The organism is Limosilactobacillus viscerum, assembly GCF_947387525.1.
GTDB lineage: Bacteria > Bacillota > Bacilli > Lactobacillales > Lactobacillaceae > Limosilactobacillus > Limosilactobacillus viscerum.
This window is the reverse complement of sequence record NZ_CANDNW010000011.1, coordinates 39,277-50,683: the sequence shown is the minus strand read 5'-3', so window position 1 is coordinate 50,683 and position 11,407 is coordinate 39,277. Positions and strand designations below refer to the sequence as shown.

The following is an 11,407-nucleotide window of genomic DNA, read 5'->3' as shown; positions in this document are numbered from 1 at the left end:
GCTTTGGTCGTTAAACATATTCTACCCGCTATGGGTTTATTTTTTTAAATCTGTTGCACTTAGATTGTAAATACTCAACATATAATTTCGGATACTTTTCCACCTAGTCAGATTAAACCAACTTATAGCCAAATCCCCGGACAGTTAAAAGGTGCTGTGGCTGGTGGGGGTTATTCTCTAACTTATCACGGAGGTGGCTGATATGGATATCGACAATTCGTGAGGTATCCAGGATATCGTATCCCCAAATTCCGTTAACCAGCTGCTCGCGGCTTAGCACTTGTCCGTGGTGTTCAACTAAGTAGGAGAGTAGCTGGAATTCTTTAGGTGTTAGTTCAACCGGCTGTTCATTTTTGGTAACCAGGAAATTTTGCCGGTCAATTTGCCAATTTCCCATTGTAATAATGCTAGGGTGTGTTGTTTCTTTACGCGTGGTGCGGTCCCTTAGCTGGAAATGATCATAAAGCCATAATCGTTGCTCAAGGAGGGGCCGGAATACTTCCCTCGTGATGGGGGTTGGGATAATGTCATCGACTTTAGCTCGCAAAAGTTTTCGCTGGCTCCGAATAGTTGGCTCATCAGTAAAAACCGTGATCGGTCCGCTAACCTGGTCACGAATTAGGGTGACGGTTGCAATTGTGGTATCAAGCGTGGTGGATCCAGCTAAATCCCACCAAATTCCCGCAAAAGTATGCTTTTCTAGCTCAACCACGAGGCCGGTGGGGGTAGTGACTTGGATAAAATTCCAATGGGTCTTTTTACAAAGGGTTCTTAACTGGTAGACGAGTTCTTGGCGCTGACTCATTAGTAGAAATTCTTTTGTCATAACTTCTCCAAATTTACACAACTTTTACAAAGCAAAGATTAAAAGTTTACATCGGATTGGTATGCTCTATTTGTACCATAGGAAATAAACGAAGACAACCGAGGAGTTTACCATGAAGAAGATTATTTTAAGCGTTGGGATCGCTGTAATTATCGCCGGTCTTGGTGCCGGGTGGGTGGTAGCGAAAAAGCAGCCCCCACAAGAAAAGGTAACGATTGTTGGCTCAACTGCCCTTCAACCACTTACCGAAGCAGTTGTTGGCAAGTACCCTAACAGCAACCATACCAGCATCACTGTTCAGGGCGGTGGTTCTGGTACCGGCCTAAGTCAGGTTCAGGCTGGCGCGGTCGATATTGGTGCATCCGATATTTTTGCTGAACAGCAAGACGGGATTACCGCTGCTAATCTTAAGGATCATATCGTGGCGGTTTCCGGGATTGTTCCAGTGGTTAACAAGCGGTTGGGGGTGGACAATTTAACGATGAACCAGCTCCGTCAGATCTTTACCGGCCAGGTTACCAATTGGCGTGAAGTTGGCGGGCCCAATTTGCCAATTACGGTCATTAACCGGGCTAACGGAAGTGGTACCCGGGTTGCATTTGAGCAAACGGTTCTTAAGCCCGGAACTCATTCGGTCAATGCCCAGGAGCAGGACTCAAATGGGACGGTTAAAGAGATCGTTAAAAATACGCCTGGAGCGATTAGTTACATTTCATCTGCTTACCTTAATCGCGACGTTCAACCGGTAAAACTTGATGGGGTGCGCTTATCGACGGCAAACATTACCACTAATAAGTGGCCGCTGTGGTCGTATGAACACTTGTACACTAAAAAACGGCCACGTTTAGCAACCCAAAATTTTATTAATTTTATGCAGTCAAAAAAGGTACAAAACTCATTAGTAGAGGATGCCAATTACGTCAATATTCATGATATGAAAGTAGAACGGACGGCAGACGGACAGGTTAGTGAGAGGAAATAATGATGGATAAATTAAAAAAACAACTATTGGGTCCGTCAGCAGAAAGTAAGCAGGAACTGCTGGGTAAACTAGTTAGCTACATCGCAATTATCGTAATTGGTGGGTTAGTTGGCACAATCCTTGTCTTCTTGACGATTAAGGGGGTGGCCCTCTTTAATAATGATCACTTTTCCTTATGGCAATTTTTAAGCGGGGTTAATTGGCAGCCATCACACCACCTTTATGGCGCGTTACCGATGATTGCCGCATCGTTTGGGGTAACTGTTTTGGCAGGGATGGTTGCTTTGCCATTAGCATTAGTGGTCGCGCTTGCGCTAACGGAGATGTTGTCAAAAAAGATCAATCAATTTTGTCAGCCATTGATTGAGTTACTGGTTGGAATCCCATCAGTGGTTTATGGGTATATTGGATTAACGGTGGTGGTACCCAACCTACGCCAACTCTTTGGTGGAACTGGTTTTGGCCTCCTGGCTGCTGCCTGCGTTTTATTTCTCATGATTCTCCCAACCATGACATCAATGACAATTGATAGTTTACGGGCAGTTCCCAAGCAATACCGGATGGCGTCAACCGGCCTCGGTGCGACTCGGTGGCAAACAATTATCCGCGTCATTATTCCCAGTGCCCGGAGTGATATCTTTACCGCAATGGTTTTTGGAATGTCCCGGGCATTTGGTGAGGCCCTAGCAGTTCAAATGGTAGTTGGTAATACAACCATTATGCCAAAGGGACTGATGGATTCGGCGGCCACCCTGACGAGTGTTATCACAACGGGAATTGGGAACACTGTGATGGGAACACCATCTAATAATGCGTTGTGGTCACTGGCACTAATCCTTTTAATCATGTCCTTAGCCTTTAACCTTTTGATTCGGGTGGTTAGTCGGAAAGGAGCACGGTAATGCGACCAGAAAAAATTGATCGGATTGCAACGATTGTAATCCTCGGCCTTACCGGGGTGGTTGGGTTATTGATTATAAGCTTATTAGTTTATATCTTGGCAACGGGCTTACCAAATATTTCCTGGCACTTTTTAACTTCAAGTGCCGAAGCCTTCAAGAGTGAGGGCGGAATCCGTGACCAATTATTTAATTCACTATACCTAGTTGTTATTACAATGATTGTTTCCGTACCGTTAGCGCTCTGTGCAGCAATTTACTTGAGTGAATATGCGCCGGCAAACCGGTTGACTAGCTTATTACGGTTGGCAATTGAGGTTCTTAGTTCGTTACCATCAGTGGTGGTCGGCCTTTTTGGTTACCTGGTTTTTGTCCTTAAATTTGGGATGGATTTTTCCCTTCTTGCAGGGGCACTAGCCTTAACTATCTTGAACCTCCCAATCCTTACTCGTAGCTGTGAAGATGCCCTCCAGCAGGTGCCGTACTTGCAACGGCAGGCGGGACTCGGACTGGGGATGTCTAAGTGGCGGATAGTAACGAAGATTGTGCTACCAGCCGCCTTGCCAGGGATTATCACAGGAATCATCCTGAGTGCCGGCCGTATTTTTGGTGAAGCAGCGGCCTTGATATACACTGCAGGACAAAGTTCGCCCGCAATCGATTATTCTGATTGGAACCCATTCAGTCCGACAAGTTTCTTGAATCCGATGCGGCCAGCAGAAACACTGGCGGTCCATATTTGGAAGGTAAATAGTGAGGGGCTGGTGCCGGATGCACGGGCGGTATCGAACGGTTCAGCAGCAGTCTTGGTTATTACGATTCTGTTGTTTAACTTACTCGCACGTTATGTTGGTCACTTAATAAAACGGCGCCTAGTAAAGTGAGGATGGATAAAAGATGAAGATAGCACTAGAAGTAAAAAATCTCCAAGTCCTGTATGGTGAAAAACACGTGGTTCATGATATTAATTTGAAGTTTCCCGCAAACCAAATTACCGCGTTAATTGGTGCGTCAGGATCAGGAAAATCGACGGTATTGCGGAGCTTAAACCGGATGAATGATGACCTGGCAACGGTACAGGGGACGATTGATTTTCATGGTATTAATATTAACCAGCCACAGGTTAACGTCTACCGTGTCCGGCAGCAAATTGGGATGGTTTTTCAGCAACCAACCCCGTTCCCGTTATCAATCTACGAAAATGTAATTTATGGGCTTCGCTTAGCGGGGGAGAAGGATAAACAAGTCTTGAGTCAACGGGCAGAAGAAAGTCTCCGGCAAGCGGCGTTGTGGGATGAGGTGAAAGACCAGTTAAATGAGAGTGCGCTGGCGCTTTCTGGTGGCCAACAGCAGCGGCTATGCATTGCCCGGACGCTGGCAGTTCGCCCAGAGATTATCTTGATGGATGAGCCAACTAGTGCGCTTGATCCGGTTTCTACTTCGCAAATTGAGGATACTTTAGTACAATTGAAGGAAGAATTTACGATTATTATGGTGACCCACAATATGCAGCAGGCATCCCGGGCCGCTGACTGGACAGCTTTTATGCACCAGGGGAACTTAATTGAATTTGACAAGACTGCCACAATTTTTATGAATCCACGTGAGCAAAAAACTGCTGACTATCTTAGCGGCAAGTTTGGTTAGGAGGCGAAAGGATGGGCGCGATCTTTGATGACGAATTAAAACGACTGCGAAGCCATTTTATGGAGATGGGGATTGATGCTAGTGAGCAGATTTACCAGGCAACGAAGGCCTTCACTGAGAAAGATAGTGAGCTAGCACAAACGGTTTTAAACACGGATCCCAAAATTAACAATGAGGAAATCCGGTTAGAAAAACAGGCACTTAAATTAATGGCCCTCCAGCAACCCGTAGCTAGTGATTTTCGAAAAATTATTAGTATTCTAAAGGCTAGTAGTGATATCGAACGGTTAGGGGATTACGCTGCGCACATTGCCCGGGCGGCAATAAACCTTAGTTCCCGCGAGCATAACAAGGCAATTGAAGAGCAGGTCGAAAAAATGATGATGATTGTTCGCCAGATGCTGGAACGGGTCCTTGATGCCTATGTTTATACGGATGAGCAAAAGGCTTATGAAGTAGCTAATGAGGACTTACAAGTTGACCTTATTTACGTCCAGCAGCAGGATAATATCCTTCGTGCACTCGCTGCTGGGGGAAAGAATGTGAAGGTCTATAGTGATTACCTCTCTGTTATTCGCTACCTGGAACGTTCAGGAGACCACATTGTTAACCTAGCGGAATGGATTATTTATAGTGGTTCTGGTAAGTTAGTGGAATTAAATCCTGGTAAGGCTGATCCGGAAATGGTTCAGCGGAAATTAAAAGAACAGGAATAAAAAATGGGAGAAATAATTCAGAAGTCATCATGACTACTGGATTGTTTCTCCCATGCTATTTATCAAATTAGTAGAAGCTTGGCAGGGGAGTAAAAGAAAATTACTTCATCTAGATAGGACTATGCATAAAACGTATAGGTGTAAAATAACCCTATTGAGGAGGGAACAGGATGGAAAACAAAAATCCGGGTGCCCGTATGCAGGCATTCCTAGAAAAGATGATGAGGTCCACAGCCTTTCAGAAGGGAAACGTGGCTCAGTATAGTCCTAATGCGGTGGCTTTTAATCCTCAGTCACCGTTAGTCGGGAAGCGGGTGGCTTTTCTGGGCTCATCAGTAACGTATGGCTTTGCGGCGAAGGGAAAGTCCTTCGTTGACTACTTAGCGGCCCGGGACGGCGTAAAGACGGTTAAGTCAGCAATCTCCGGGACCACGCTGGCTGGTTTAGAACCAGGTGGTTACCTTGACCGATTGAAGAAAGATTTCCCAACTGACCAGCAGTATGACCTCTTTGTTTGCCAGCTATCGACGAACGACAACCGGCATGGCAAGCAGCTGGGACAGCTGACTGCCGATGATCAACGGGACGGGTTCAATGTGGAAACAACCCTGGGGGCAATTGAGGAAGTTTGCCGGTATGTGCAGACGACGTTTAACTGCCCGCTGGTGTTCTACACTTGCCTGCAAAATGATCCAGAACACAAGTATGCCGACCTGGTTCAGAAATTAAAAAAGGCTGCAGAAGAAGTGGGGCTTTTACATCATTGACCTCTTCCATAACCAGGGCCTACTTGCCAGTACGGCCGCGCACCCGAACGCAATGTTTGATGACGTCCACCCGACCCAGGAAGGTTACTTGAAGATTTGGTTGCCGGTGTTTGAAGGGGAACTGGCGTTGATTATTAAGAACTAGTAGGAAGGTTGATTACATAATGGATATTACAATTAAAAGAGATGGCTTAACGCTCCGTGGCGTACTTGAAGGTACTGATGCTCTGCAAAATGACCGCATTGCTATTTTGATGCACGGTTTTCAAGGGGACCGCGGTTATCACCCGGGCAAGCTCCTTTATGACCTTTCCCACCAGCTTAATGCGGCCAGGCTTCCCACCCTCCGCTTTGACTTTGATGGCTGCGGGCAAAGCGATGGCGACTTTGCGGACATGACCGTTCTTGGTGAAATTTTAGATGGGATGGCAATTATCGACTTTGTCCGGACAAAGGTTAAGGCAACGAAGATCTACCTGGTTGGTCATTCCCAAGGTGGGGTGGTTGCTTCAATGCTGGCGGGCTATTACCGGGACTTAATTGACAAGTTAGTTCTGATGGCGCCAGCAGCTACTTTGAAGGATGATGCCTTGATTGGCGAGTGCCAGGGAAGTAAGTATGACCCGAACCATATTCCATTGGCGGTACCAGTCCATGGTCAAAACGTAAGCGGCCAGTACTTCCGGACCGCTCAGTTACTGCCAATTTATGAGACGGCCCAGCACTTTGGCGGGGATGCGTTGATCATTCATGGCTTAAACGACAACATCGTTTCACCAGAAGCATCACGGAAGTACAACGTAATCTTACCAAACAGCAAGCTGTACCTAATGGAAGGCGAAGACCATATGTTGGAAGGTAAGAAACTGCCGGAGATTTTAACCACTGTGACTGATTTCTTGAACGAATAATGTTTCACATGAAACAAAAACGGCACCGTTTTGCGTGGTGCCGCTTTTGCTATTTTAAATCTTTTTCCCGCTGGTCAAGAAAGTGGCTGATGCAGTTTTCCAAACTTAACCCGGTTTGGTCAGCCAGGGTCGAGAGCCACCAGATACATTCGCCAATCTTGTAGTCAAGCTGGTCTTCACTGGTTTTCGGCCACCGTCCTTGCTGGTCCATTACTAACCGGCCGACGATTCCGGCATCGGTTAAGAAGGCCAGGGCATCTTCCTCCGTATTCCATTTACTGCCATGATACTTTAACTCCAATTCATGGTAACGTTGGCGAATTTTTGCTGATCGTTGTGAAACTTCTTTGATATCCATTTTAATTTACTCCTTAGTTTGCTTGTGCCGGTAATCCTTCTCAAAATCAACAAGTTCCTTGATATCATGGCAGTTTGCCAGTGCAGCCTTGTACTGGTCGTGAATATCGGGGTCGACCCGCTGCCCCTCAGCAGTTTTGGCGTAGTGGATAGTCTCGGTACCGGCCTCAATTGCTGTCTTGAAATACCACATCTTATAGTGGAGGAAGTCGAGCTGGTCTTGCAGAACCTTAATCTGCTTAGTAACTGTTTGCTCTTCCTGCTTAAGGAGGTCGTAACGGTCATTGAGGGTAACGTCACCGACCATGCACAGGTCAATAAAGTGCCGGATCTCTTCAATCTTCATTCCGCACTTTTTCATGCACTCAATTACTTGTAGAAAGTTCAGGTCGTTATCCTTAAAACTCCGCCGTCCCGCCTGGTCGCGGTCGACAAAGGGGAGCAGTCCCTTCTTATCGTAGAAACGGAGAGTGGAAGTTGGAATATTCAACTTTGTGGCGACCTCACCAATTGTATAACGCATTATTTGCCTTCTTTCCCTTCTTTCCCTTCTTTCCCTTTGACTTAAACCATGGTTTAACTCGTATTATAACAATGATGAATTAAGGAGGTAATTAAGATGTCTGAAATTGACAAGTTAGCAGCTGGTGAATGGTTTAATTTTGGCGCGCCCGAAATTGCTTCCCGGAAACTACGGGCAGCAACATTAGCCCAAGAATTTAATGCGATTCCTGAAAATGAGGCCGAGCGGCAGGAAGCAATGGCCCGCGAGATTCTTGGCTCTGCTGGTAAGAACCTCGTGGTGCATAGCCGGTTTAACTTTGATAACGGTAAGAACATCCATGTCGGTGATAATTTCTTAGCCAACTATAATTTAACTGTCCTAGATGTTGGCGAGGTACATATCGGTGATAATGTTTGGATTGGGCCGAACACTGATATTTACACGGTTAACCACCCCTTAACTGCGCAGGGCCGGCGCCAGCACTTGGCCCGGGTTCAACCAGTGACGATTGGTAATGATGTCTGGATCTGCGGGAAGGTTACAATTACGCCGGGCGTTACGATTGGCAATAATATTGTTATTGCAGCGGGGGCCGTGGTTACCCATGATATTCCCGACAATAGTTTGGCTGCGGGAGTCCCAGCGAAGGTTATCCGGCAATTAGGTGAAGAATAATTTCACTATGCATTAATCGTATACTGTTATAAAAAAGCGGCAATTTTCAAACTTACTTTTCACCAGTAGAATGAAACCATCGAATCAAACAAAACACAAAAAGGATGGTATTAATAATGGAAAAGTTTAAGTTAAACAATGATGTTGAAATGCCTGAAATGGGAATCGGAACCTTCCGGATGTCCTCAAGCAATGCACAAAAGGCTGTTGAATCGGCCCTGGCAGACGGTTACCAATTAATTGATACTGCCGAAGCTTACTACAACGAAGACGGGGGTGGCCGTGGGATCAAGAACTCCGGTGTTAACCGTGAAGACCTCTTCGTCAGCACCAAGCTTTGGACCTCTTCTTACAATGATCCAGATGCCGTTGACAAGGCACTTGACCGTTTAGACCTCGACTACATTGACCTGCTCTTCTTGCACCAACCATCTGGTGATTGGAAGACTGCTTACCAGACTCTCGAAAAGGCCTACAAGGAAGGCAAGATCAAGGCCATCGGTATTTCCAACTTTGACCGGAGCGCTTCAATGCTGAAGAACGTCTTGGACTTTGCCGAAATCAAACCACAAGTACTGCAAGCAGAAGCACACCCATACTTCCCACAAACAGAAGCACGGGAAATTCTCAAGCCTTACGGTACCCGTCTGATGGCTTGGTACCCACTAGGTTCCGGTGACCGTTCCCTGATCAACGAACCAATCTTCACTAAGTTGGCAAAGAAGTACAACAAGACTAACGTTCAAATTATCTTGCGTTGGCACACCCAAATGGGCTTTGTGGTAATCCCTGGTTCAACTAACCCGGCCCACATCCACGACAACGCTGATATCTTCGACTTTACGCTGACTGATAATGAAATGGCTGAAATTGCCAAGATCAACAAGAATAAGCGTTACTACTAAAATGAAATGACTAGAGACTGAGAAATAACTAAGCCTCTTTTTATTTTATATTCATGCTGCTGGGTACCGTAGCTAGAAAGTGATAACCCTTTAATTAAAAAAGCGTTCCGTGAGTCAAATGACTTGCCGGAACGCTTTTGGTGTGTTTATTTAAGTTAAATTACAGAACTACGTAGAAGCTTGGTGCGTACCATGCTTGGGTAGTAACAGTAACGGTTTGACCAGGTTGTGGTGCGTGAACGTAGCGACCGTTACCAAGGGAGATAGCAACGTGACCTGGAGTGGTGTCAGAACCAAAGAAGAGCAGGGCACCCAGTGGGGCGTTTGCAACATCATAGTGGTGGACACCAAGTGCTTGTTGTTGGTAGGTGATCCGTTCGCGAAGACCGTATGCCCATTGAACTAAACCAGAGCAGTCAAAACCACCAGGCTTGTTACCACCCCAAACGTATGGGGTACCAACAACAGAAAGTGCACGGTTAACAGCAATTTGCTGGCGTGTCTGTAACTTACCATCGTTACCAAAGAGGTAGGTAGTACCGTTGATTACTTGTTGGCCAGTAACCTTTTGACCAGTCGTTGGGTTGTAGTAATAGTCACCTTGCCAACCACTGTTGATGGAGTAATCACCAGACATAAAGTCAACGTATTGGCTGTTACCATCGGCAGAACTAGTGTACCGGTGGATGATCCGGATCCCCTTGTGTTGCATTGCGTCAGTTACCGGAATATCAACGCTGAAACCGGATTGGGCAGTTTCGGCAATCCATGGGTAAGCCTTGGTAATGTCATTCCGGGTGATGTTCTTTTGTGAACCAGTTAATTCGGTCCGGTAAAGTTCATGCCCATTCAGGTCTAAAACAATGATGTATTGGTGTTGCATCCCCTTAGCATTAGTAGCAGCATGCCAACCAGAGTAGTGGATGGTGTTGCCGTTTAATGAGAATTGGTCAGCGTAGCCGGCGTTAGTAGCGTAAACCTTTGAGTATTGGTCACTGTAGTTGCCATTTCCTTGAGCATCATTGGTGAACCGCATCATTACTTGCAGGTTGCCGCTTAAGAGTGCTTGGTCAACATTGAAGTTAGCAGTGAAGCCACTCTTGGCACTGCCATAAATCGTGTTCATTGCCTTTGCAACATCATTCCGGGTAGTCAGGTTAACCTTTGTCCGAGCTAATTCCTTACCATCCTTCATTAAGAAAACATAAGCGTATGGTTTAGTAGCGGAAGCATCATCGGCCATCCAGCCAGAAACTTGCATACCAGTGTCAGTTTGCTTTAATGAGTCAATTGCAAAAGCTTTTTGGGACTTACCGAGGTCAATTGGGCCAAACCACTTATCGAGGTTCTTGCCTTCACCGTTAGCAGCGGTGGAGTAACGGCTGATGATCTGTAAGCTATCGTTTAAGTATGGGGTTAAATCAAAGTTGAAGTTGGTTGAAAAGCCAGCATACTTGGCGTTGTAAACACCAGGGTAAACTTTTGCTACATCGTCCCGTTGGGTGTTGGTAACTTCTTGCCGTGCTAATTCCTTGCTTTGTGTTTGATCGTAAACAATTACGAAGTGGTGTTGGTAGTTAACATCCTGGTTAGAAGCATTCCAGCCGGAAACTTGCAGGTTGCCGTTAGCAATGCTGAAGTTATCCAGGCTACCGTGGTTAGCTTGGTCGCTAGCGGTTTGGGCCTGTTGAGTATTTAGAGATGCGTTGCTTGGTTGCCAAGCAGGAGTCTGGTTTTGTTGTGTTTGGTTAGTGGTTGCAGCTTGATTAGCAGTGGATGCTTGTTGGCTAGTAGCACTAGTTGTACTAGTAACAGCAGTAGTTGCTGGTTGGTTAACCGTATCGGCCTGGGCAGCGGGTTGGCCACTAACCATTACACCGAAGGCAACAGCAAGCGTTGCGATTGCAGCGTAGCACCAGTTCTTACCATTCTTGTACATCTTGTAGTGTTTCTTAGTACCCATTGATTAATCATTACTCCCTTTTTTAATCCGTTAAATAATTTCCGATTGTAAGATTACCACTCCTACAAGGTGAAAAGGGGGAAGTGGGCGTAATGTTATTGGAATGATACTTTTTGCAATCGGCCTGTAATAGGACTGCAATATAAATAAGGTTGGTGAAAAGAAAACGGTCTAAATGTAGGTGTTCTCCACTCATAAGTAAAACTTATTGATTACCTTGCCAATTGAAATTGGTTCTTTACCGATTGCTGTCT

Annotated in this window: 13 protein-coding genes; 9 read left to right on the top strand and 4 right to left on the bottom strand. The window is 45.8% G+C overall.

Going from position 1 to position 11,407, the window contains the following annotated elements:
• Positions 1 to 112: 112 nt before the first annotated feature.
• Complete coding sequence (locus tag QOS07_RS04795; RefSeq protein WP_283587860.1) at positions 113 to 826, bottom strand: winged helix-turn-helix transcriptional regulator; 714 nt, start codon at positions 824 to 826, stop codon at positions 113 to 115.
• A 112-nt stretch (positions 827 to 938) separates the two neighbouring features.
• Here QOS07_RS04795 and QOS07_RS04790 point away from each other — a divergent pair, with 112 nt between their 5' ends.
• The 7 genes from QOS07_RS04790 (at position 939) to QOS07_RS04760 (ending at position 6,748) form a co-directional block, all read left to right on the top strand.
• Positions 939 to 1,808 (top strand): phosphate ABC transporter substrate-binding protein PstS family protein, encoded by an 870-nt coding sequence (locus QOS07_RS04790; RefSeq protein ID WP_283587859.1) that lies wholly within the window; start codon positions 939 to 941, stop codon positions 1,806 to 1,808.
• A gap of 2 nt (positions 1,809 to 1,810) precedes the next feature.
• Complete coding sequence (pstC, locus tag QOS07_RS04785; protein WP_283587858.1) at positions 1,811 to 2,710, top strand: phosphate ABC transporter permease subunit PstC; 900 nt, start codon at positions 1,811 to 1,813, stop codon at positions 2,708 to 2,710.
• Positions 2,710 to 3,591, top strand: a complete 882-nt coding sequence (gene pstA / locus QOS07_RS04780) for a phosphate ABC transporter permease PstA (protein ID WP_283587857.1) — start codon at positions 2,710 to 2,712, stop codon at positions 3,589 to 3,591. The genes pstC and pstA overlap by 1 nt, the downstream gene beginning before the upstream one ends.
• 13 nt (positions 3,592 to 3,604) lie before the next feature.
• The gene (gene pstB / locus QOS07_RS04775) at positions 3,605 to 4,354 is read left to right on the top strand and encodes a phosphate ABC transporter ATP-binding protein PstB (protein ID WP_283587856.1); all 750 of its coding nucleotides are present in this window, start codon (positions 3,605 to 3,607) and stop codon (positions 4,352 to 4,354) included.
• An 11-nt stretch (positions 4,355 to 4,365) separates the two neighbouring features.
• On the top strand, positions 4,366 to 5,070 hold the full coding sequence (gene phoU, locus QOS07_RS04770; protein WP_283587855.1) for a phosphate signaling complex protein PhoU: 705 nt from the start codon (positions 4,366 to 4,368) through the stop codon (positions 5,068 to 5,070).
• A gap of 170 nt (positions 5,071 to 5,240) precedes the next feature.
• On the top strand, positions 5,241 to 5,837 hold the full coding sequence (locus tag QOS07_RS04765) for an SGNH/GDSL hydrolase family protein (RefSeq protein ID WP_283587854.1): 597 nt from the start codon (positions 5,241 to 5,243) through the stop codon (positions 5,835 to 5,837).
• 164 nt (positions 5,838 to 6,001) lie between these two features.
• Positions 6,002 to 6,748 (top strand): alpha/beta hydrolase, encoded by a 747-nt coding sequence (locus QOS07_RS04760; protein WP_283587853.1) that lies wholly within the window; start codon positions 6,002 to 6,004, stop codon positions 6,746 to 6,748.
• A gap of 49 nt (positions 6,749 to 6,797) precedes the next feature.
• Here QOS07_RS04760 and QOS07_RS04755 read toward each other — a convergent pair whose 3' ends face one another.
• Both QOS07_RS04755 and QOS07_RS04750 read right to left on the bottom strand, forming a co-directional pair.
• Positions 6,798 to 7,106: a nucleoside triphosphate pyrophosphohydrolase family protein gene (locus QOS07_RS04755; RefSeq protein ID WP_283587852.1), complete on the bottom strand. Its 309-nt coding sequence runs from the start codon at positions 7,104 to 7,106 to the stop codon at positions 6,798 to 6,800.
• Positions 7,107 to 7,112: 6 nt separating this feature from the next.
• Positions 7,113 to 7,628 carry a MerR family transcriptional regulator gene (locus QOS07_RS04750; protein ID WP_283587851.1) on the bottom strand — a complete coding sequence of 172 codons (516 nt, stop codon included), beginning with the start codon at positions 7,626 to 7,628 and terminating at the stop codon, positions 7,113 to 7,115.
• A 96-nt stretch (positions 7,629 to 7,724) separates the two neighbouring features.
• Between QOS07_RS04750 and QOS07_RS04745 the strand changes: the two genes are divergently transcribed.
• Positions 7,725 to 8,285, top strand: coding sequence for a sugar O-acetyltransferase (locus QOS07_RS04745; RefSeq protein WP_283587850.1), 561 nt, complete (start codon positions 7,725 to 7,727; stop codon positions 8,283 to 8,285).
• 116 nt (positions 8,286 to 8,401) lie between these two features.
• Positions 8,402 to 9,190 (top strand): aldo/keto reductase, encoded by a 789-nt coding sequence (locus QOS07_RS04740; RefSeq protein ID WP_283587849.1) that lies wholly within the window; start codon positions 8,402 to 8,404, stop codon positions 9,188 to 9,190.
• 160 nt (positions 9,191 to 9,350) lie between these two features.
• Here the strand turns inward: QOS07_RS04740 and QOS07_RS04735 are convergent, their stop codons facing one another.
• Positions 9,351 to 11,153 (bottom strand): NlpC/P60 family protein, encoded by a 1,803-nt coding sequence (locus QOS07_RS04735; protein ID WP_283587848.1) that lies wholly within the window; start codon positions 11,151 to 11,153, stop codon positions 9,351 to 9,353.
• Between the last annotated feature and the right edge of the window lie 254 nt (positions 11,154 to 11,407).